This is a genomic window from Streptomyces sp. NPDC021225, from assembly GCF_044332865.1.
GTDB lineage: Bacteria > Actinomycetota > Actinomycetes > Streptomycetales > Streptomycetaceae > Streptomyces.
The window spans coordinates 34899-56097 of record NZ_JBIRPV010000011.1 but is presented as its reverse complement, the minus strand read 5'-3'; the positions used below and the strand labels follow the sequence as shown (position 1 = coordinate 56097).

Annotated in this window: 21 protein-coding genes; 8 read left to right on the top strand and 13 right to left on the bottom strand. The window is 74.0% G+C overall.

Annotated features, from left to right (window positions below):
* Positions 1-79: 79 nt before the first annotated feature.
* The 8 genes from ACH4S9_RS35545 to pdhA all read right to left on the bottom strand — a co-directional run bounded on the left by ACH4S9_RS35545 (position 80) and on the right by pdhA (position 8669).
* Positions 80-637: a bacterial proteasome activator family protein gene (locus tag ACH4S9_RS35545; protein ID WP_311725941.1), complete on the bottom strand. Its 558-nt coding sequence runs from the start codon at positions 635-637 to the stop codon at positions 80-82.
* 133 nt (positions 638-770) lie between these two features.
* A complete protein-coding gene (locus ACH4S9_RS35540; protein ID WP_311725942.1) occupies positions 771-1187 on the bottom strand; it encodes a hypothetical protein in 417 nt (138 codons plus the stop codon).
* Positions 1188-1282: 95 nt separating this feature from the next.
* Positions 1283-2260: an NAD(P)H-quinone oxidoreductase gene (locus ACH4S9_RS35535; protein ID WP_311725943.1), complete on the bottom strand. Its 978-nt coding sequence runs from the start codon at positions 2258-2260 to the stop codon at positions 1283-1285.
* 322 nt (positions 2261-2582) lie between these two features.
* On the bottom strand, positions 2583-4133 hold the full coding sequence (locus tag ACH4S9_RS35530; RefSeq protein WP_398375669.1) for a molybdopterin molybdotransferase MoeA: 1551 nt from the start codon (positions 4131-4133) through the stop codon (positions 2583-2585).
* Positions 4130-4960 (bottom strand): NTP transferase domain-containing protein, encoded by an 831-nt coding sequence (locus ACH4S9_RS35525; protein WP_311725945.1) that lies wholly within the window; start codon positions 4958-4960, stop codon positions 4130-4132. Before ACH4S9_RS35525 ends, ACH4S9_RS35530 begins: the two co-directional genes overlap by 4 nt.
* A 63-nt stretch (positions 4961-5023) precedes the next feature.
* A complete protein-coding gene (locus ACH4S9_RS35520; RefSeq protein ID WP_398375908.1) occupies positions 5024-6511 on the bottom strand; it encodes a dihydrolipoamide acetyltransferase family protein in 1488 nt (495 codons plus the stop codon).
* Entirely contained in the window at positions 6511-7542 is a 1032-nt protein-coding gene (locus ACH4S9_RS35515) for an alpha-ketoacid dehydrogenase subunit beta (RefSeq protein ID WP_352130665.1), read from the bottom strand. Before ACH4S9_RS35515 ends, ACH4S9_RS35520 begins: the two co-directional genes overlap by 1 nt.
* Complete coding sequence (gene pdhA, locus ACH4S9_RS35510) at positions 7539-8669, bottom strand: pyruvate dehydrogenase (acetyl-transferring) E1 component subunit alpha (protein ID WP_311725947.1); 1131 nt, start codon at positions 8667-8669, stop codon at positions 7539-7541. The genes ACH4S9_RS35515 and pdhA overlap by 4 nt, the downstream gene beginning before the upstream one ends.
* Before the next feature lie 166 nt (positions 8670-8835).
* On the opposite strand from pdhA, the gene ACH4S9_RS35505 reads away from it, so the two are divergent.
* Positions 8836-9324 (top strand): Lrp/AsnC family transcriptional regulator, encoded by a 489-nt coding sequence (locus ACH4S9_RS35505; RefSeq protein ID WP_398375666.1) that lies wholly within the window; start codon positions 8836-8838, stop codon positions 9322-9324.
* Here ACH4S9_RS35505 and ACH4S9_RS35500 read toward each other — a convergent pair.
* On the bottom strand, positions 9321-9917 hold the full coding sequence (locus ACH4S9_RS35500) for a TetR/AcrR family transcriptional regulator (protein ID WP_311725949.1): 597 nt from the start codon (positions 9915-9917) through the stop codon (positions 9321-9323). The two genes, ACH4S9_RS35505 and ACH4S9_RS35500, sit on opposite strands and share 4 nt — an antisense overlap.
* On the bottom strand, positions 9914-11455 hold the full coding sequence (locus tag ACH4S9_RS35495) for a 3-hydroxyacyl-CoA dehydrogenase (RefSeq protein ID WP_385346700.1): 1542 nt from the start codon (positions 11453-11455) through the stop codon (positions 9914-9916). The genes ACH4S9_RS35500 and ACH4S9_RS35495 overlap by 4 nt, the downstream gene beginning before the upstream one ends.
* A gap of 134 nt (positions 11456-11589) precedes the next feature.
* Here ACH4S9_RS35495 and paaN point away from each other — a divergent pair, with 134 nt between their 5' ends.
* A complete protein-coding gene (paaN, locus tag ACH4S9_RS35490; protein WP_398375663.1) occupies positions 11590-13311 on the top strand; it encodes a phenylacetic acid degradation protein PaaN in 1722 nt (573 codons plus the stop codon).
* 32 nt (positions 13312-13343) lie between these two features.
* On the opposite strand, the gene ACH4S9_RS35485 is transcribed toward paaN, so the two are convergent.
* The 3 genes from ACH4S9_RS35485 to ACH4S9_RS35475 are packed head-to-tail and all read right to left on the bottom strand — an operon-like array spanning position 13344 to position 16166.
* Complete coding sequence (locus ACH4S9_RS35485; protein WP_385346704.1) at positions 13344-14114, bottom strand: TrmH family RNA methyltransferase; 771 nt, start codon at positions 14112-14114, stop codon at positions 13344-13346.
* Between the two features lie 58 nt (positions 14115-14172).
* Complete coding sequence (locus ACH4S9_RS35480; protein ID WP_398375662.1) at positions 14173-15486, bottom strand: HTTM domain-containing protein; 1314 nt, start codon at positions 15484-15486, stop codon at positions 14173-14175.
* Positions 15483-16166, bottom strand: coding sequence for a DUF5819 family protein (locus tag ACH4S9_RS35475; RefSeq protein WP_361189412.1), 684 nt, complete (start codon positions 16164-16166; stop codon positions 15483-15485). Before ACH4S9_RS35475 ends, ACH4S9_RS35480 begins: the two co-directional genes overlap by 4 nt.
* A gap of 203 nt (positions 16167-16369) precedes the next feature.
* Between ACH4S9_RS35475 and paaA the strand changes: the two genes are divergently transcribed.
* The 6 genes from paaA to ACH4S9_RS35445 all read left to right on the top strand — a co-directional run bounded on the left by paaA (position 16370) and on the right by ACH4S9_RS35445 (position 21195).
* Complete coding sequence (paaA, locus tag ACH4S9_RS35470) at positions 16370-17320, top strand: 1,2-phenylacetyl-CoA epoxidase subunit PaaA (RefSeq protein ID WP_311725955.1); 951 nt, start codon at positions 16370-16372, stop codon at positions 17318-17320.
* Positions 17317-17613 (top strand): 1,2-phenylacetyl-CoA epoxidase subunit PaaB, encoded by a 297-nt coding sequence (gene paaB, locus ACH4S9_RS35465; protein ID WP_311725956.1) that lies wholly within the window; start codon positions 17317-17319, stop codon positions 17611-17613. The genes paaA and paaB overlap by 4 nt, the downstream gene beginning before the upstream one ends.
* The gene (paaC, locus tag ACH4S9_RS35460) at positions 17610-18311 is read left to right on the top strand and encodes a 1,2-phenylacetyl-CoA epoxidase subunit PaaC (RefSeq protein ID WP_311725957.1); all 702 of its coding nucleotides are present in this window, start codon (positions 17610-17612) and stop codon (positions 18309-18311) included. Before paaB ends, paaC begins: the two co-directional genes overlap by 4 nt.
* Positions 18305-18808, top strand: coding sequence for a 1,2-phenylacetyl-CoA epoxidase subunit PaaD (gene paaD, locus ACH4S9_RS35455; RefSeq protein ID WP_311725958.1), 504 nt, complete (start codon positions 18305-18307; stop codon positions 18806-18808). The genes paaC and paaD overlap by 7 nt, the downstream gene beginning before the upstream one ends.
* Positions 18808-19917 (top strand): 2Fe-2S iron-sulfur cluster-binding protein, encoded by a 1110-nt coding sequence (locus ACH4S9_RS35450; RefSeq protein ID WP_398375658.1) that lies wholly within the window; start codon positions 18808-18810, stop codon positions 19915-19917. The genes paaD and ACH4S9_RS35450 overlap by 1 nt, the downstream gene beginning before the upstream one ends.
* Positions 19918-20034: 117 nt before the next feature.
* Positions 20035-21195 carry an acyl-CoA dehydrogenase family protein gene (locus tag ACH4S9_RS35445; protein WP_398375657.1) on the top strand — a complete coding sequence of 387 codons (1161 nt, stop codon included), beginning with the start codon at positions 20035-20037 and terminating at the stop codon, positions 21193-21195.
* The last annotated feature ends 4 nt before the right edge of the window (positions 21196-21199 follow it).

Here is a 21199-nt window from a genome sequence, read left to right as displayed (position 1 = left end):
TGGAGGCGGCGGGCCGTTCCCGGGACTCGGGAGTCCCCGGAACGGCCCGCCGTAGTAAAGGTGGCCTATAGGTAGCGGCTTACAGATACGGACCCGAACGCGCACCGCCGTGCTGCGGCCCGCCCTCCCCGTCCTCGCCGCCGAAGCCCGGCGGCAGGGCCCGGCGCATCTGCTCCAGCTGCGCACGCGCCGCCATCTGCTGGGCGAACAGCGTCGTCTGAATGCCGTGGAACAACCCTTCGAGCCAGCCGACCAACTGGGCCTGGGCGATGCGCAGCTCGGCCTCGGTCGGGACCGCCTCGTCGGTGAAGGGGAGCGAGAGGCGTTCCAACTCGCCGATCAGCTCGGGCGCGAGGCCGTCCTCCAGCTCCTTCACCGAGCTGGAGTGGATCTCTTTGAGCCGGACCCGGCTGGCCTCGTCGAGAGGCGCCGCGCGGACCTCCTCCAGGAGCTGCTTGATCATGCTGCCGATGCGCATGACCTTGGCCGGCTGTTCGACCATGTCCGTCACGGGAACCTCGCGCGACTCGTCGTCACCGCCGCTGTCGCCGGGAGCGCTGCCGAGGGCCATGCCGTCCGGACCGACGACCAGGACGTGCGGGCTCTCCTGCGATCGTTCGTTCATCGGCTGGTTCATACCCCCATTGTTCCGCACGTACAGACGTACGGAGGGGGCGGGTGACCAGGATTCGGGCACCGCTCCCCGGGCGGCCGCCGCACCCCTTCCCGGGCGCCCGACCTCGCCGCCACCGGGCTCGCCGCCGCCGGGCTCAGTGGCGGCGCAGCCGCAGGCCCAGGAACGCCAGCCCGAGGCCCAGGCCCATCAGGGCCAGGCCGGTGCCCATCGGCAGCACGCGCAGCGCCCGCCCGGTGGGCACCGCGTCGTTCGGTTCCGCGTCGTACGCGTCCTGTGGCTGCCGCGCGGCGGGGGTGGTCGCCGCGCTGGGCGCGGGCGTCGCGGGGCCGTCCGGCCGACCGGGCCGCCGGGACGGTACGGGCGCGGCCGACGCGGCGGGCGGGACGACGTCGGGCTCCCCGGTGCGCCCCGGGTGCGCCCGGCCCTCCCCGGCGCGGGTCCCGGCCAGCTCGTCGTCGTCGGCGCGCGCCACCGGCGCGGCCACCACCGCCACACCGGCCATCACCAGCACCACCGGCAGCGTGCGCAGCGTACGGAGCTCAGGTCTCACGGCCGTCACCCTCCCGTGCCGGGCCGTCGCATGACGTATCCAGCGTCACACGACGGCATGGGCACGGCATCCGGGACCGCCCGGCGCCTGGCTGGCTAGACCGTCAGCAGTACCTTGCCGACGTGCCCGCTCTGCTCGAGCACACGGTGCGCCTCGGCCGCCTCGCGCATCGGGATCGTACGGTCGACGATGGGCCGCACCCGGCCGCTCTCGACGAGGGGCCAGACGTGCTCGCGCACCGCCGCGACGATCGCAGCCTTCTCCGCGAGAGGGCGGCTGCGCAGGCTGGTGGCCATCACGGCGCCGCGCTTGGCCAGCAGCGCGCCGAGGTTCAGCTCGGCCTTCGCCCCGCCCTGGAGGCCGATGATCGCCAGCCGTCCGTTGGTGGCGAGCGCGGCCACGTTCTGGGCGAGGTACTTCGCGCCGACGATGTCCAGGATCACGTCCGCCCCCGCGTTCTGGGTGGCCTTGCGCACCTCCTCGACGAAGTCCTGCTCGTGGTAGTCGATCAGGATGTCGGCGCCCAGCTCACGGCAGGCCGCCAGCTTCTCGGCGCTGCCCGCCGTGACCGCGACCCGCGCGCCGACCGCCTTCGCGAGCTGGATCGCCATGGTGCCGATGCCGCTGGAGCCGCCGTGTGCCAGCAGGGTCTCGCCCGGCCGGAGGTGGGCGATCATGAAGACGTTCGACCACACGGTCGCGGTCACCTCGGGGAGGGCGGCCGCGGTGACCAGGTCGACGCCGGACGGCGCGGGCAGCAGCTGCCCCGCGGGCACCGCCACCTTCTCGGCGTATCCGCCGCCCGCGAGCAGCGCGCACACCTCGTCGCCGACCGACCAGCCGCTGACGCCGGGGCCCAGCGCCGCGATCCGGCCCGAGCACTCCAGGCCGGGGTAGTCGGGGGCGCCGGGGGGCGGGGGGTAGTGGCCCTGGCGCTGGAGCAGATCGGCGCGGTTCACGCCGCCGGCCACGACCTCGACCAGGACTTCGCCCTCGCCGGGTACGGGATCGGGGACCTCCGCCCACACGAGGGCGTCGGGGCCGCCGGGTTCGGGGATGGTGATCGCATACATGGCGGCGAGGCTACTGCCTGGGGTCCGCGCCCGGCACGGGGCGCGAGGGCACGATGTCAGGGCGGTGCGGCCGCCCTCCCCCACCCCGCCCCTTCCCATAGTGTCGATCGGCTCTACCGCCGGGGGGCTCTACCGCCGGGGGGCGCCGCCACCGGGGGGGGCTCCGCCACCGGGCGGGGCTCCGCCACCGGACTTCGGGGTCCAGGGGCGGAGCCCCGGGTTACGGGAAGGGGCGGGGTGGGGAACAGCGTCGATGTGCGGCTCCGCCACGTGGCCGGCGGACACCCCCGGACGGTCTGGACGGTCCAGACCGTCGGGGCGGTCACAGCAGGTGCCACGGCCCGACCGCCGGGTCTCCCGGGCCGCCCGCCGCCGAGGGCCACGCCGCGGACCAGGGCAGATCCAGGACCTCGACCTCGCTCCCCCGGCCCGCGCCACCGGGCGGGATGACGGCAAGGCCGTCCGCGACAGCGACCCCGCGCAGCATGGCCGGGCCGTTGAAGCGGAGCGGAAGCGCCTCGTCGCCCCGGAAGACCACCGGGACCAGTCGGGTGTCGCGCGGATGGCCCTGGACGGCGGCGGCCAGCGGGGCCGGGCAGGGAGTGGCCGCCGGGCGGCCCGTGAGCGTGCGCAGCAGCGGCTCGGCCAGGGTCAGCAGGCCGGACACGGCGGCCAGCGGATTGCCCGGCAGCCCCACGAGATGCTTCTCCGGGGCCAGGCGGGCCAGCAGCATCGGGTGGCCGGGGCGCACCGCCACCCCGTCGACCAGCAGCTCGGCGTCCAGCCGGCGCAGCGTGGGGTGGACGTGGTCGACGGGGCCGGCGGCCGTACCGCCGGTGGTCAGCACGACATCGGCGGGGGATCCGGCCACGGCGGCGTACAGCGCCTCCGCGTCGTCGCCCAGCCGGCGGGTCGCCGTCGGCTCGGCGCCGAGCGCGCGCAGCCAGGGGGCGAGCATCGGGCCGAGCGCGTCGCGGATGCGCCCGTCGTGGGGGAGGCCCTCGCGCAGCAGTTCGTCGCCGAGGACCAGGATCTCGACGCGGGGCCGGGGCACGGTCGGCAGCTCGTCGTAACCGGCGGCGGCGGCCAGGCCCAGTATCACGGGGGTGACCAGGGCGCCCGCAGGGAGCAGGAGATCGCCGCTGCGGCACTCCTGGCCTCGGGGGCGGATGTCCTGACCGGGGGTGACGGGGTGGCCGGGGGCGGCGTACAGCCAGCCGTCGCCCGCGGTGCCGTGTTCGGTGCGGAGCACGGCGGTGGCGCCGGGCGGGATGCGGGCGCCGGTGGCGATGCGGATCGCGTGGCCGTCGGGGAGCGGGTCGCTCTCGGCGTGGCCGGCCAGGATGGACTGCTCGCCGGCGGGGAGCCGCCAGGGGCCGGGGCCGGCGAGGGCCCAGCCGTCCATGGCGGAGGTGTCGAAGGACGGCAGGTCGGTGAGGGCGGTGAGGGGCGTGGCCAGGACGTGGCCGAGGGCCTCGGCGAGCGGCCGGGCGAGGGGGGCCGCCTTGGCCACGGCCTTCCGGGGGGCGCGGGCCGCGATCGCGCGGGCATCGGGCCAGGTGGTGGCGGGCCGGTGGCGGGCGGGGGCGCCGGAGGGCCGTCGCGCCCGCGGCGCCCGGTCGCGCGGCACCGTGGTCCATGGGTCGGTCCACTCGGGCTTCTCGGGGTTGCCGCGGTTCTCGGGGTTGCCGAGGGCATCGGCGTGATCGGCGTCTTCGGCGTCTTCGGCGTCGTCGGCGTCGTCGCGGTGAACGGGCCCCTCGGCCCAGGTCTCGGCGCGCCGCGGATACGGGCCCTGGTCCTTCGCCAGCGCCAGCGCCTCGTCGAGCTCGCGGTCCAGCGCGTCGCCGCCGCGGGGGTCCCGGTCCGTCATCCCGTCGACTCGGCCTCTTCGGCCCAGCGGGCGGCGAGCGCGGCCGCCTTGCCGGTGGCGGCGGCCAGCGCCTCGGGGCCGCCGCCCTGCTGGGCGGCCGCGTAGCCGACGAGGAAGGTGGTCAGCGGCGCGGCGGGCCTGGCGACGCCGTGCGCCGCGTCCCGGGCGAGGTCGAGAAGGGCGGAGACATCGACATCGAGGTCGATGCCCAGCTCGGCCTTCACTGCGGCGATCCATTCATCCAACACGTGTCCATGCTCCCTGATCCGTGCGCGGGCGGTGGTGATGTCCTCCCAGGTGTCGCAGTCGAAGGAGGCGGTGGGGTGGTGCAGCCGGGCGAGGGTCAGCTCGGCGGTGAGCAGCCGCAGGGGCAGCCCGGCCAGCCCGCCGTGCTCGGCCGCGAGCAGGGCGATCTCCCGGCGCAGCGGCTCGGCCCGGTACGCCGCGACCAGGGGCTGTTCGCGGCCGCCGGAGTCGGTGAGCAGCACCCCTTCGGCCTGTCCGAGGCCCTGGACGAGCGCCCCGACCGTGTCGCCGGTGAGGAACGGCAGATCCGCGGAGAGCACGAGGACGACGGGCGCCGTGGTCCGGCGCACCCCGGCGTCGACGGCCGCGACCGGCCCGCCGCCGGGCGGCTCCTCGCGGGTCCAGTCCACGGACCGCGCGGTCGGTCTGCGCGGCCCGACGACGACGGTCCGGCCGGCGCCCTGGCAGGCGCCGAGCACCCGGTCCAGCAGCGGCCGGGCGCCGACCCGCAGCGCCGGCTTGTCGGCGCCGCCCAGCCGCCGGGCGGCGCCTCCGGCCAGGATCACAGCGTCAAACGTCACCCCATGAGTATGTCCCTGTGACAGCCGGTGCAGACCCCGAGGGCGGCTTCCCGGCCGGCCCCGCTACAGCGACCGCAGCAGCACCGCCGGGTGTTCCACGCAGTCGGCCACATAGCGCAGGAAACCGCCCGCGGTGCCGCCGTCGCAGACCCGGTGGTCGAAGGTGAGCGACAGCTGCACCACCTGCCGTATCGCCAGCTCATCCTGGTGCACCCACGGCTTCGCGGCTATCCGGCCGACGCCGACCATCGCGGCCTCGGGGTGGTTGATGATCGGCGTCGAGCCGTCGACCCCGAAGACGCCGTAGTTGTTGAGCGTGAAGGTGCCTCCGGTCAGCTCGCCGGGGGAGAGGGTGCCGGAGCGGGCGGCCTCGGTGAGGCGGGTCATCTCGGCGGACAGTCCGGCCGTGTCGCGGGCGTGCGCGTCACGCACCACGGGGACCACCAGGCCGCGGTCGGTCTGCGCGGCGAAGCCGAGGTGGATCTCGGCGCGGCGGGTGATCTCGCCTTCGCTGACCGTCGCGTTCAGCTCGGGGTGGCGGGCGAGGGCCGCCGTGCAGATGCGGGCCAGGACGGCGAGCAGGGAGATCTTGGGCCCGGCCGTGTTCATGGCCGCGCGGGCGGCCAGCAGCTCGGTCGCGTCGGCGTCCACCCAGCAGGTCGCGTCGGGGATCTCCCGCCGGCTGCGGGCCAGCTTCTCGGCGCCGCGCACGCCCCGCACCACGACGCGCTTCCCGTCGGCCGGACGCGCGGCCGACGCCTGCGGGGCCGGTGCCGCCTTCGCGGCTTCCGTGACCTGGGCGACCTGTGCGACCTGTGCGACCTGTGCGGCCTGCGCGGCCTCGGCGACCTGTGCGGCCTGCGCGGCCTGCGCGGCCTGTTCAACGTCTCCGCGCAGGATCAGGCCGTCGGGTCCTGAGCCGCGCAGCTCGCTCAGGTCCAGTCCGTGCTCGCGGGCCAGCCGCCGGACGAGCGGCGAGATGACGGGGACCGGGCCATCGCCGTGCCGACCGGGCGCCGACGACCGCGCCACCCCGTCGGCGACCTGGCCCAGCCCCGGCGCGGACGGTGCCGGGCGCGCGGCCACCGGGCCGGGAGCCGGCGACGGCGCAGGGCTCCCGGCCGGGGCGGGAGCCGCCGGGGAGGCCGGGGCGGGCGCCGCCGGGGAGACCGGGTCCGGCGGGGCCGGACGGACGCGGCGGCGCCGGCCGGCCGGGGCCGAAGTGCCATAGCCGACCAGCACATTGCCGGACCCTTCCCCGGCCGCCGGGGGCGGGCTCTCGGCTCTCGGGGGCGGGCCCTCGGCCGTCGGGACGGCGACCGTCAGCAGCGGCGCCCCGACCGGCAGTTCGGTGCCCTCCTCGCCGAAGCGCGCGGTCACCACCCCGCCGTACGGACAGGGCACGTCCACCATCGCCTTGGCGGTCTCGACCTCCACGACCGGCTGGTCGACCGCGACGACATCGCCGACCTCCACCAGCCAGCGCACGATCTCCGCCCCGGTGAGCCCCTCTCCCAGGTCGGGCAGGGTGAACTCGCGCACCTCGGCCATCACACCGCCCTCCCCTCGGTCCACTCCGACTCCCACTGGAGCCGGGCCACCGCGTCCAGCACCCGGTCGACGCCGGGCAGATGGTGCCGCTCCAGCATCGGCGGCGGGTAGGGGATGTCGAATCCGGCGACGCGCAGCACCGGCGCCTCCAGGTGGTGGAAGCAGCGCTCGGTGATCCTGGCGGCGATCTCCCCGCCGGGGCCGCCGAAGCCCGTGGCCTCGTGGACGACGACGGCCCGCCCGGTCCGGCGGACGGAGGCGCACACCGTCTCGTCGTCGAAGGGCACCAGCGAGCGCAGGTCGACGACCTCCAGGTCCCAGCCCTCGGCCGTGGCCGCCTCGGCGGCCTCCAGACAGACCGGCACCGAGGGCCCGTACGAGACGAGGGTGGCGGCCCGGCCGCCGCCGGCCGGGCGCCGCACCACGGCGCGGCCGATGGGGGCGACCTCCTCGGGGTGGTCGGGGGACCACTCGGCCTTGGACCAGTAGAGCCGCTTGGGTTCGAGGAAGACGACCGGGTCGTCGGAGGCGATGGCGGCGCGGAGCAGCCCGTATGCGTCGGCGACGGTGGCCGGGGCGACCACATGGAGGCCGGGCGTCGCCATGTAGTACGCCTCGGAGGAGTCGCTGTGGTGCTCCACGCCGCCGATGCCGCCGCCGTAGGGCACCCGCACGGTGATAGGCATCGGCAGCGCGCCGCGGGTGCGGTTGCGCATCCTCGAGACATGGCTGACGAGCTGCTCGAAGGAGGGGTAGGCGAACGCGTCGAACTGCATCTCGACGACGGGCCGCAGCCCGTACATGGCCATGCCGACCGCGGTGCCCAGGATGCCGGCCTCCGCGAGCGGAGTGTCCGTGCAGCGGTCGTCGCCGAACTCCTTCGCGAGCCCGTCCGTGACCCTGAAGACGCCGCCCAGCGTGCCCACGTCCTCGCCGAGGACGTGGACGGCCGGGTCGGCGGCCATCGCGTCGCGCAGCGCGCGGCCCAGGGCCTGGGCCATGGTGGCGGGTTTGACCGCGGTCGCCGTCATCGCTCGCCCTCCTCGGCGCCGAGCTCCGCGCGCAGAAGCTCCGCCTGCTCGCGCAGCTGGCCGGTCTTCTCCGCGTAGACGTCCGCGAAGAGGTCCATCGGTTCCAGGGGCGGGTCCTGGTGCATCCGCGTCCGCAGATCGGCGGCCAGCCGCTCGGCGGCCTCGCGCGCGGCCCGCACGGCCTGGTCGTCGAGCAGGCCGCGGGCGCGCATGGCCTCCTCCAGCAGGTCGATCGGGTCGTGTGCGCGCCAGGCCTCCACCTCGGCGTCGGAGCGGTAGCGGGTGGCGTCGTCGGCGTTGGTGTGGGCGTCGACGCGGTAGGTGACGGCCTCGACGAGGGTGGGGCCGCCGCCCGCGCGCGCCCGGCGGACGGCCTCGCCCAGGACCTGGTGCACGGCCGCCGCGTCATTGCCGTCGACCAGCCGGCCCGGCATGCCGTATCCGACGGCCTTGTGGGCGAGGGAGGGGGCGGCGGTCTGTTTGGCGAGCGGGACGGAGATCGCGAAGCCGTTGTTCTGGATGAGGAAGACGACGGGGGCCCGCCATACCGCGGCGAAGTTGAGCGCCTCGTGGAAGTCGCCCTCGCTGGTGCCGCCGTCGCCGACCAGGGCGAGCGCCACCACGTCGTCTCCCTTGAGGCGGGCCGCGTGTGCCAGGCCCACCGCGTGCGGCAGCTGGGTGGCCAGCGGGGTGCACAGCGGGGCCACCCGGTGGTCGCGCGGGTCGTAGCCGGAGTGCCAGTCGCCGCGCAGCAGGGTGAGGACCTGCACCGGGTCGATGCCGCGGACGACGGCGGCCAGGGTGTCGCGGTAGCTGGGGAAGAGCCAGTCCTGCTCGCGGAGCACGAGCCCGGCGGCGACCTGGCAGGCCTCCTGACCGGTGGAGGAGGGGTAGACGGCGAGCCTGCCCTGCCTGGTCAGGGCGGTGGCCTGCGCGTTGTACCGGCGGCCGCGGACCAGCTCTCGATGGAGCCGGGTCAGCAGGGCGGGATCGATGTCGGCCGCGGCGTCGGTGCCCAGCAGGCGGTACGGCTCCGCGTCGGGCAGCAGCGGGGCGGCGTCGACGCGGGGCTGCCAGGCGGGCGGGGGAGTGGGTCGATAGGCACCGGGCTGCTCAAGGACCGTCATGGCGCGACCTCCTGCGGACAGGGAGCTGATGGGGCGGGCGAACCCCTCCCTACCGATTGTTCGGTCGTTGACGCATTTTGGCTACAGGCGGCCTCAGCCTGTGGACAAACGGTTCAGCACCGCATGAGATGTGGCCAGGACGTCCATGAAGGGGAGGCGGGGCGGTATGCGGGGCGAACAGATGGCCAATCCGGACGACACGCCCCCGGCCCGTCCCCTGGATCCGATAGACCGCGACATCCTCCGTATGCTCCGGGCCGACGGCCGGGCCTCGATACGCTCCGTCGCCGAGCGGGTGCATGTCTCGCGCGCCAACGCCTACGCGCGTATCAACCGCCTCATCGACGACGGGGTGATCCGCGGCTTCAGCGCCCGGGTGGACCAGGAGCGGGCCGGGCAGGGCTCCTCGGCGTACATCACCCTGAAGATCGTGCAGAACTCGTGGCGCACGGTCCGCGAGCAGCTCAGGCAGCTTCCGGGCGCCTCTCATATCGCCCTGGTCAGCGGGGACTTCGATGTGCTGCTGCTGGTCCACACCGAGGACAACCGCTCGCTGCGCGAGCTGGTCCTCACCCGCATCCAGGCCATACCCGAGGTGCTGAGCACCCGCACGCTGCTGGTCTTCGAGGAGACCGACCTCGACACCGAGCTCTAGACAAGGGAGACGCGCAGCCCCGCGAACGCCGTGCGGACCACCGCGTCGGCCACCTCGTCCGAGCTCACGGCCCCGCCCCGGCTCGGCCGGTACCACTCCACAATCGAGTTGATCATGCCGAAGAGCAGCCGGGTCGCCAGCCGGGCGTCCACGTCGGGCCGCAGGTCCCCGTCGGTCACGGCCTGCTTGAGCAGCGCGGCGACCTCGTGGTCGAACTCCCGCCGCCGGGCCATGGCCCACCGCTCGGTGTCCGTGTTCCCGCGCACGCGCAGCAGCAGAGTGACGTACGGCAGCTCCGCCATCAGCACCTCGGCGGTGCGCCGGGCCACGTGCTCCAGCCGCTCGACCGCCCGTCCGTCGCGCGCGCCCGGCTCGCCGAGGATGCCGAACAGTCCGTCGAGGGCGCGGCTTATGGCCAGCCGCAGCAGCTCTTCCTTGCCCTTGACGTGGTGGTAGATCGACGACTTGGAGATCCCGGCCGCACGTGAGAGGTGCTCCATGGAGGTGCCGTCGTAGCCACGCTCGTTGAACACCTCCACGGCGACCGCGAGCAGCGATTCGGGCGTATAGGTGTCGCGCTTCGACATGGTCATGATGAGAACAGTTCTTCTTCGGCGGCCGCGCGCCGCATCAGCGGTTGGGACGGGGCATAGCGGCCGGTGGGATAGGCCTGGTGAAGGTTCAACATTACGTCGCGCACCCAGCGCGCGCCGAGCTCACTCCCCCAACGCAGCGGTCCACGGGGGTAGTTCACCCCCAGCCGCATCGCGGTGTCGATGTCCTCCGGGCTCGCCACCCGGCGGGCGGCGGCGTCCAGGGCGAAGTCGGCCAGCATCGCGACCGTACGGGCCACGATCATGCCGGGCACGTCCTCGATGACGCTGACCTGCTTCCCGAGCGCCTGGAAGAGCCCGATCGCGGACTCCAGGGCGTCGGGGGCGACGGTCTCGGCCGGGGCGAGGGCGATCCGGGTGGCGGCGCGGTAGTCCAGCGCCAGGTCGAAGCGGACACAGGGGACCGGGGAGCCCGTGGTGGCGGACGAGCCGTCGGTGAGGGCCAGCCGGGTGCCGTCGGGGAGGGCGATGAAGCCTCCGGGCGGGGTGTCGGGGGCCGGGGCCTCCCGGGTGACCGTGATGCCCGCCTCCTCGATGAGCCGCGGCAGCTCCCGGGCCGGCCCCGCTCCCTCGTGGACCGCGACCTTTTCCGGGGCCCGGCACGGCTCGGCGGTGTGCGGCTCGGGGCGCGGCGCGCCCTCGGCGTGGTCGTACCAGCCGCGGCCCGACTTGCGCCCGTACAGGCCCGCGTCCACGAGCCGCCGCTGGGCGAGGGACGGGGTGAACCTCGGGTCGTGGAACATCGCCTCCCACACCGAGCGGGTCACGGCCTCGTTCACGTCCTGGCCGATCAGGTCCGTCAGCTCAAACGGGCCCATCGCGAAGCCGCCGCACTCGCGCAGCACGGCGTCGACGGTGGCCGGGTCGGCGGCACCCTCCTCGTGGACGCGGAACGCCTCGGCGTAGAAGGGGCGGGCGATCCGGTTGACGATGAAGCCGGGGGTGTCCGCGCAGCGCACCGGGGTCTTGCCCCAGGCCGCGACGGTCTCGTACGCCCGGTCGGCGGCCGCCTCCTCGGTGGCGAAGCCGCGCACCACCTCGACCAGCGGCAGCAGCGGCGCGGGGTTGAAGAAGTGCAGGCCCAGGAGGCGGCCGGGGCACCGCAGTGCGCCCGCGACGGCGGTGACGGACAGGGAGGAGGTGTTGGTGGCGAGCAGACAGCCGTCGGAGACGACCGATTCGAGGGCGGTGAACAGCTGCTGCTTGGCCCCCAGGTCCTCCAGGATCGCCTCGATCGCCAGCTCCGCGTCCGCCAGCCCGGCGAGCCCGGCGACCGGGGTGAGCCGGCCCAGGGCGGCGTCCCGGGCGGCGGGGGCGAGCCGGCCCTTGGCGACCAGCCTCTCCAGGCGCGCGGCGATGGCGTCGGCGGCCTGCGCGGCGCGCCCGGGGGCGGCGTCGTAGAGCCGCACGGGATGCCCGGCGACCAGCGCGACCTGCGCGATTCCCTGGCCCATGGTGCCGGTGCCGACCACGGCGACGATGCCGGCGGGGCCGGTCCCACGGTCGATCGCAGTCATGCCGCTGATCCTCTCGGACGAAGTTATCCACAGGTGCGCCAGGCCCTCTTGTCCCGACCGATCGTTCGGTTACCCTAAGTCTGTCGTCGTTCCCAGCTCAGCTCAATCCCAGCTCGACGAGGAGTTGGTCAGTCGTGACCGCCGGACTCACCACAGCGCAGTTGACCGAGCAGCACCGCCCCACCCTCGACCAGGCTCTGGAGGCCATCCGTACCCGCGCATACTGGTCGCCGCACCCCGAGCATCCGAAGGCCTACGGAGGGGCCGACGCGAGCGGCCGGGAAAGCCTGTCCCCCGCCGAGGGCCAGACGGCGTTCGACGCGCTGCGCGGCAAGCGCTTCGGGCTGGACCAGCCCGGCACGGACGGCTGGACGGCCACCGAGACCTCGCCGTACGGCATCGGGCTGGATGTGGAGTATCCGCACCCGGACATCGAGGTGCTGCTCCCGGCGATGCGGGCCGGCCTGGCGGCCTGGCGGGACGCGGGCCCCGAGGCGCGCGCCATGGTCTGCCTGGAGATCCTGGCCCGGATCGGCGCCCGCTCGCACGAGTTCGCCCATGCCGTCATGCACACCAGCGGGCAGGCCTATCTGATGGCGTTCCAGGCCGGCGGGCCACACGCCCAGGACCGCGGCCTGGAGGCGGTGGCCTATGCCTTCGCGGAGCAGACGCGCACCCCCGCGGCGGCCGAGTGGACCAAGCCGCAGGGCAAGCGCGACCCGCTGCGCCTGCGCAAGGACTTCACGGCCGTCCCGCGCGGGATCGCCCTGGTCATCGGCTGCAACACCTTCCCGACGTGGAACGGCTACCCGGGCCTGTTCGCCTCCCTCGCCACGGGCAATCCCGTCCTGGTCAAACCCCACCCCCGGGCCGTGCTGCCGCTGGCTCTGACCGTCCGGGTGGCGCGCGAGGTGCTGAGCGAGGCGGGCTTCGACCCGAATCTGGTGGCCCTGGCCGCGGAGCACCCCGACGAGGGCCTGGCCAAGGTCCTCGCCGTGCGCCCCGAGATCCGCATCATCGACTACACGGGCTCCACCGCCTTCGGCGACTGGCTGGAGACCCACGCCCGCCAGGCCCAGGTCTTCACCGAGAAGGCCGGGGTCAACACGGTCGTGATCGACTCCACCGACGACTACGAGGGCATGCTGGGCAATCTGGCGTTCTCCCTGTCCCTGTACTGCGGCCAGATGTGCACCACCCCGCAGAACCTGCTCATCCCGCGTGACGGCATCGCCACGGACGCCGGCCCCAAGTCGTACGACGAGGTGGTCGCCGATCTGGCGGCGGCCGTCGAGCGGCTGCTGGGCGACGACGCGCGGGCGAGCGCCCTGCTCGGCGCGATCGTGAACCCCGGGGTCAAGGAGCGGCTGGAGGCCGCCCCCGGCCTCGGCGGCACCGCCCTGGCCTCCCGTCAGGTCGCCCACCCCGAGTTCCCCGAGGCCGCGGTCCGCACCCCCGTGATCGTCAAGGCCGACGGCGCCCGGAAGTTCTGGGAGCCGGCCGACGCCGAGGCGCCCTATCTGTCCGAGTGCTTCGGCCCGGTGTCCTTCGCCGTGGCCATGGACTCGACGGCGGACGCGGCCGACCTGCTGCGCCGCACGGTCCGCGACAAGGGCGCCATGACCGTCGGCGCGTACACCACCTCCCCGGATGCCGAGCGGCTGGTCGAGGAGGCCTGTCTGGAGGAGTGCGCCCAGCTGTCGCTGAATCTGACCGGTGGGGTCTACGTCAACCAGACCGCGGCCTTCTCGGACTTCCACGGCACGGGCGGCAACCCCTCGGCCAACGCCGCGTTGTGCGACGGGGCGTTCGTGGCCTCCCGCTTCCGCATGGTCGAGGTCCGACGCCCGCTGTAACGCCGCCGGGCTCCGCGGCTTTCCCGGCTTACTCAGCCGCTCGCCGGAGCCTGGGCAGGCCCTCCCCAGTGGAACAGCGCCATGGCCACGCTGGTGGCCAGGTTGTAGCTGGACACCTGAGGCCGCATGGGGAGGGCCACCAGCCTGGTAGCCCGCTTGCGCACCTCCGGCGAGATCCCGTGCCGCTCGGAGCCGAACGCGAGCAGCGCGTCATCGGGGATGGCCACGGACCGGATGTCCTCCCCCTCCGGATCCAGGGCGTACAGCGGCCCGGGCGGAAGGTCGTCGCTCGGCAGCCGCTCCACCGCGGTGGCGAAGTGAAGCCCGGCGCCCGACCGGACGGCGTTCGGGTGCCAGGGGTCGATATCGCCGGTGGTGACCACCCCGGTGACCCCGAACCCGGCGGCGAGCCGCACCACGGCGCCCACGTTCCCCAGGTTGCGGGGGTTGTCCAGCACCACGACCGGCGCGGACCTGGCGGGTCCCGTCAGCTCGTCCAGGTTCCCCCGCCGATCGGGCCTGACCGCGAGCGCGGCGACCCGGGTCGGATGGACCTTCGGCACAAGATCGCGCAGCGTCTCCGCCTCCACCTCGACGAGGCGCTCCTCGATCACCCCGGTCAGGTCGCCGGCCAGGTCGTGCGCGAGAGCGAGGGCGCCCGCCTTGTCGCTCGTGACGGCGATCCGCACCTCCGCGCCGAACCGGACCGCGTGCTTCAGCGCATGGAAGCCGTCCAGCAGCACGGTCCCGGCGGCGGCCTCGCGCCATCGCCGTACGGCCGTCACGGCCTCGTCGTCGCTCATGCCCCTCCTCCCTCGGTCCAGCCGGCACAGCGCACCGGGACACGCTCATGTCCACAGCCTACGGTCGGCCCGCGGTGCTCTCCTCAGTCCGCTGGCGCGGCAGCCAGGCCGCCCGTGCGGGCAGCCGGTCGCCGATCCGGTCGCGGATCCGGCCCGCCCGCGCACCGGCCCAGCGCAGGAAGTTCGTCGGGAGGAAGATCGCATCCGCCGCGATCATGGCCAGGGAGAAGAAGGGCAGCCCCAGAAGGACCGCGATCCCGAGGTGCTCCAGCACCATCACCACCAGCATCACGTTCTTCACCCGCCGGTTCAGCAGCGTGAAGGGGAACGCGACCTGCACGATGACGGTGCCATAGGTGAGCACCATGACCAGCAGGCCGCTGCCGGCGAGCACATCGGCCAGGGCAGGCCAGGGCGAGAAGTAGTCCAGGTGCAGCGGGTAGTAGAGCGCGGTGCCGTCCTGCCAGCGCGTGCCCTGGATCTTGTACCAGCCGGCCGAGGCATACAGCAGGCAGACCTCGCCCATGATCACCACCAGCGCCCCGTTGTTGACGAGGTTGGCCAGGATGTCCAGGAGGGTGCGCGGCTCGCCGGGGGCGCGGCGCTGGACGAACCACCAGACGCCGTGAACGGCCCACACACCCCACAGGGCCGTGGCCCAGCCCACGCCGGGGAGGGGGCCGTACGCCGTCCAGTCGAGGCGGGCCTCGCTGAACAGCTGCGCCCACAGCAGGACCGACCCGGTCAGCGCCCACAGCACCATCCCGGTCGTGTCGCGCGGCGCCGGTGCCCCCGGATCGCGCCGCGCCGCGCGGCGGGCGTCCAGGGACCACACCTGCCCGCACCGGGTCAGCGTCAGATACAGCGCCACCAGATGGATGACGTTGTCGCCGCCGTCCCCCACGAAGATGCTGCGGTTCTGCATGGAGATCACGCCCAGCATGAACAGCACGGACATCGTGCGGGTCCGCCAGCCGAGCAGGAGCAGCGCGCTGGAGACGAGGGCGAGGGCGTAGACGGTCTCGAACCACAGCGCGCCGTCGGACCACATGAGCGCGCTGAAGGCCCCGTTGCCGCCGATGAACTGGCGTGCCATCTCCCAGCTCCATGGGCCCTCGGGCCCGTACAGCTCCTGGCGGTGGGGCCATTCGCGCAGCAGGAACAGCAGCCAGGTGAAGGAGAAACCGATGCGCACCACGGCGGTCTGGTACGGGCCGAGCGCGGATCCGGTGACGCGGGCGTGGGCGCGGGTGACGGCGGCCTCGACGCGGGCAGTCGGCCTCGGGCGGGCCAGCGCCGGAGCCGGGGGCAGGGCCGGGCGGGGCGGATGCGGGGGCGGCGGCGGGGTCGGCGGGAGAGCGGGGGTGGTCACCGGCGCTTCGCCTCCGGCAGGTCGTCGGCGGTGACCGTCCACCAGGGCAGAAGCCGGTAGCCGGGGCGGGTGTCGATCTTCTCCTCGCTCCATGGCGGGGCGGCCAGCTGCCGGGTGACCGAGCGCAGCTGGACGCGCTGCACGGTGCCGCCGTCCTGCTTCATGCCGAGGCGGAGCATCACGAGCCGCCGCAGATACTGCCCCGAGAGCTGTCCGCGCAGCCCGTTCGGCTGCTCCTCGGCGTTGTGCGAGAGGGCGTAGAACTCCCAGGCGCGGCGCAGCTGGTTCTGCTGGGTGTGGCTGGGCAGCGGATTGTGCCTGATGGCCGCGCCGTCCTGGGCCGACAGATCTCGCCACCCGGTGGTCGCGGTGCCGCCCTCGGGGGTGCGGATCTCGGCGCGCGCCTGCACGGCGATGTTCTGCTGGAGCGGGTTGGGGGCGAAGAGCTTCCAGTTCCGTTCGAATTCCGGATATATGTAGTCGTCTATCGCCTCGCTGTGCTGCTTGCTGACCGTGTTGGGCGGCGAGACATTCAGGAAGGCCATCCCCAGGTGGACGGCCACGGCGGCCACGACGACGGCGAGGCCCACCGCGACCACGAGTTGCGAGGGGAGCGAGAGCGGCCCGCCGGCCCCGGTTTCCCCCGCCCCCTTCTCCTCGTACCGCCCCGTCTCCGCCATCCCCGCCCCGATTCCGTGGTCCAGGATCCGCGCTTTCCGCGGCCCTTACGCCCCGGAACGGTACCGATGAGGGGGCGCGAGGCACAGCGTCCCGGGGTTATCCACAGGCTTGACACCCTACGTTCCCCCGGCTCACCATTGAACCGAACGATCGGTCGGTCGGGCCGGGGGGCAGCCCCGGCGGGACGGCGAAGGGGCTTCGCATGACGACGATGGCGGCTGACACGGAGGCGTACCAGACGGTGTTCGACGCCGCCCTGGCCGCGGACGAGCGGATCGAGCCCCGCGACTGGATGCCCGACGCCTACCGCTCCTCGCTGGTCAGACAGATGGCCCAGCACGCCCACTCCGAGATCATCGGCATGCAGCCGGAGGCCAACTGGATCACCCGGGCCCCCTCCCTGCGCCGCAAGGCCATCCTCATGGCCAAGGTCCAGGACGAGGCGGGACACGGCCTGTATCTCTACAGCGCCGCCGAGACCCTGGGCACCAGCCGCGAGGAGCTGCTCGACAAACTCCACTCCGGCCGCCAGAAATACTCCTCGATCTTCAACTACCCCACGCTGACCTGGGCCGACGTGGGCGCCATCGGCTGGCTGGTGGACGGCGCGGCGATCACCAACCAGGTGCCGCTGTGCCGCTGCTCCTATGGGCCGTACGCCCGGGCGATGGTCCGCATCTGCAAGGAGGAGTCCTTCCACCAGCGCCAGGGATACGAGCTGCTGCTGACCCTGAGCCGGGGCACCGAGGCGCAGCACGCGATGGCGCAGGACGCGGTGGACCGCTGGTGGTGGCCCTCGCTGATGATGTTCGGCCCGCCTGACGAGGCATCGGCCCACTCCGCCCAGTCCATGGCCTGGAAGATCAAGCGCCATTCGAACGACGAGCTGCGCCAGCGCTTCGTCGACATCTGTGTCCCCCAGGCCGAGGCACTCGGCCTCACCCTCCCCGACCCAGATCTGAAGTGGAACGAGGAGCGGGGACACTACGACTTCGGGCCGATCGACTGGGAGGAGTTCCGCGAGGTGCTCCGGGGAAACGGGCCGTGCAACGCCCAGCGCATATCCCAGCGGCGCCGGGCCCATGAGGAAGGCGCCTGGGTGCGCGAGGCGGCCGCGGCCTACGCGGCCAAGCAGGGAAAGGCCGGCGCATGAGCGGCGACACCAGCGGTGAGTGGCCCCTGTGGGAGGTATTCGTGCGCGGCAGGCGCGGCCTCTCCCACACCCACGCCGGCAGCCTGCACGCGCCGGACGCCGAGATGGCCCTGCGCAACGCCCGCGATCTCTACACGCGCCGCTCCGAGGGCGTCTCCATCTGGGTCGTGCCCTCCGACCGGATCACCGCCTCCTCTCCGGACGAGAAGGACCCCTTCTTCGAACCGGCCGCCGACAAGCCCTACCGCCATCCGACCTTCTACGAGATCCCGGAGGGGGTGCGCCACCTGTGACCGCGGCACTCGCCCTCGGCGACGACGCCCTGGTGCTCTCCCACCGGCTGGGGGAGTGGGCGGGACACGCCCCGGTGCTGGAGGAGGAGGTCGCCCTCGCCAACATCGCCCTGGACCTGCTCGGGCAGGCGCGGGTGCTGCTCTCCCTGGTGGGCGACGAGGACGAGCTGGCCTATCTGCGGGAGGAACGCGCCTTCCGCAATGCGCAGCTCGTCGAGCAGCCCAACGGAGACTTCGCGCACACCATCGCCCGCCAGCTGTACTTCTCCACCTATCAGGAGCTGCTGTACGAGCGGCTGGCGCGCGGCGACGGCCCCTTCGCCCCGCTGGCCGCCAAGGCGGTCAAGGAGGTCGCCTACCACCGCGACCACGCCGAGCACTGGACCCTGCGGCTGGGCGACGGCACCGCCGAGAGCCATGAGCGGATGCGGCGCGGCCTGGAAGCGCTGTGGCAGTTCACCGGCGAGCTGTTCGAGCCGGTCGAGGGGTGCGAGGTGGACTGGACCGCACTGCACGACGAGTGGCTGGCGCGGGTGACGGCCGTGCTGGACCGGGCCACCCTGGCCGTGCCCGAGGGGCCCCGGCGCGGCGCCTGGGCGGCCGGCGCCGGCCGGCAGGGCATTCACACCGAGCCGTTCGGCCGGATACTGGCCGAGATGCAGCATCTGCACCGCAGCCACCCGGGGGCGTCATGGTGACGCCCGCGCCCGCGACCCCGCTCGAGACCCGGCTGCGCGAGCTGGCGGGCGCCGTGCCGGACCCGGAGCTGCCCATGGTGACCCTGGCCGAGCTCGGAGTGCTGCGCGCGCTGCGCGTCATGGCGCCGGGCCGCGTCGAGGTCGAGCTGACCCCCACCTACACTGGCTGCCCCGCCCTGGAGTCGATGGCCGCCGACATCGAGCGGGTGCTGCACGACCAGGGCATACCCGAGGTGGCGGTCCACACCGTCCTCTCCCCGCCCTGGACGACGGACGCGATCAGCGCGGAGGGCCGCCGCAAGCTGGCCGAGTCCGGCATCGCGCCGCCCGGCCCCCGCGCCGTAGGCGGGCCGGTCGCCGTCGACCTGGCGGTGCGCTGCCCGCACTGCGGATCGACCGACACCAAGCTGCTCAGCCGCTTCTCCTCCACCGCCTGCAAGGCGCTGCGCCGCTGCGAGACCTGCCGCGAACCCTTCGACCACTTCAAGGAGTTGTGATGACCGCCGAAGGCGTGGCGACGCCCGTGCCCCGCCACGGCGCCTTCCATCCCCTGCGGGTGATCGCGGTCGACCGGCTCACCGACGACTCGGTGGCCGTCACCCTGCGGATCCCGCCCGCGCTGCGCCAGACCTTCCGCTTCTCCCCGGGGCAGCACATCGCGGTGCGGCGGTTCGCCGACGGCGGCCAGATACGGCGGACGTACTCGATCTGCACACCCGCCCTGGAGTCCGAGGGCCCCGCCGCCCTGCGGGTCGGGGTGCGGCTGGTCGAGGGCGGCGAGTTCTCGACCTACGCCCTGAAGGAGCTCGCGGTCGGCGAGGTCATGGAGGTGATGGCCCCGGCCGGCCGGTTCGTCCTGGACCCCAGGCCCGGCCACTTCGCCGCCGTGGTCGGCGGCAGCGGCATCACCCCCGTTCTGTCCATCGCGGCGACGCTGCTGGCCCGCGAGCCCGAGGCCCGCTTCAGCCTGGTCCGCGGTGACCGCACCACCTCCTCCACGATGTTCCTGGAGGAGGTCGCCGATCTGAAGGACCGCTGGCCCGGCCGGTTTCAGCTGGTGAGCGTCCTCTCCCGGGAGGAGCGCCAGGCCGGTCCGGTCTCCGGGCGCCTCGACGAGGAGCGGTTGACCGGGCTGCTGCCGGCGCTGCTGCCGGTGGGCTCGGTGGACGGCTGGTTCCTGTGCGGGCCCTACGGCATGGTGCGCGGCGCCGAGCGGGCGCTGCGCGCCCTCGGGGTCGCCCGCGGCCGCATCCATCAGGAGATCTTCCATGTGGACGCCGGGGACGGCGAGGCCGCCCCCGCGGGGCCGGGGACGGCCACCGCCCCATCCCGCGGCGTGGTGACGGCGACCCTGGACGGCCGCTCGGGCACCTGGCCGGTGCGGGAGGGCGAATCGCTGCTGGAGGCCGTGGAGCGCAACCGTCCGGACGCGCCGTACGCCTGCAAGGGCGGGGTCTGCGGCACCTGCCGGGCGTTCCTGGTCTCGGGCGAGGTGCGGATGGACCGGAACTTCGCCCTGGAGCCGGACGAGGTGGCGGCCGGTTATGTGCTGGCCTGTCAGTCGCATCCGGTCGGCGAGCGCGTGGAGCTGGACTTCGACCGCTGACACACCGAACCGCCGAACCACTGAACCGCCGACCCGCCGCGCGGGCGTTCCCTTCTTGTAGAACCTGTTCTATCTTGACGGGCCGTCAGACCAAGCCATGGCGCGGGAGGACGGACAGTGGACTTCACCTTCACCGAGGAGCAGCAGGCGGCCGCCGAGGCGGCGAAGGCGGTCTTCTCCTCCGCCCCGCCGGACGGGGTGCCCAGCCCCGCGCTCACGCCCGGCGCCGTCGCCGACGACCTCGACCGCAGGCTGTGGGGCAAGGCCGCCGACGCCGATCTGCTGGGCCTCCTCCTCGACCCGCGGTACGGCGGCGCCGGTCTCGACCCCATCGCCCTGTGCCTGGTGCTGCGCGAGGCCGGCCGGGTCCTGGCCCGGGTGCCGCTGCTGGAGTCCACCGCGGCCGCCCTCGCCGTCCAGCGATACGGCGGGGAGGAGCTGCGCTCCGCCGTGCTGCCCGGCGCCGGCCGGGGAGAGCTCGTGCTGACCGTCGCGCCCCACGGCCGCACCGGCCATGACGCGGCCGAACTCGCCGTGCAGGCCCGCCAAGACGGCGGCGCCTGGGTCCTCGACGGCGCTCAGACCGCCGTGCCCTGGGCCCACACCGCCGACCGCGTCCTCGTGCCCGCCCACACCGGAGCGGGCCGGACGCTCCTCGCGCTCGTCCCCCGCGACCTCACCGGCGTCACCCTCGCGCCGCAGATCTCCACCAGCGGCGAGCGGCTCGCCGAGATCCGCCTGGATGCCGTGCGGCTGGACGGCTCCGAGGTGCTGACGGCGGACGGCGCCTGGGAGTGGCTGCGCCATCTCCTCACCACCGGCACCTGCGCGCTCGCACTGGGCCTCGGCGAAGCGGTGCTCGCCCTGACCAGCTCCTACACCGGCAAGCGCGAGCAGTTCGGCTTCCCGCTCGCCACCTTCCAGGCGGTCGCCGTCCAGGCGGCCGACCGCTATATCGACCTGCGCGCGATGGAGGCCACGCTCTGGCAGGCCGCCTGGCGGCTGGCCATGGAGACCATGGACCGCGACGGCGCGCCCGCCGCGCCCGGGGCGCTGCCCATCGCGGGGGATGTCGCCGTCGCCAAGATCTGGGCCGCCGAAGGGGTGCGCCGCGTCGTCCAGACCGCACAGCATCTGCACGGCGGCTTCGGCGCGGCGACCGACTATCCGCTGCATCGCTACCACGCCTGGGCCAAGCAGCTGGAGCTGTCCCTGGGCCCCGCCGCCGCACACGAGGAGGCCCTCGGCGACCTCCTCGCCACCCACCCCCTGGGCTGACGGG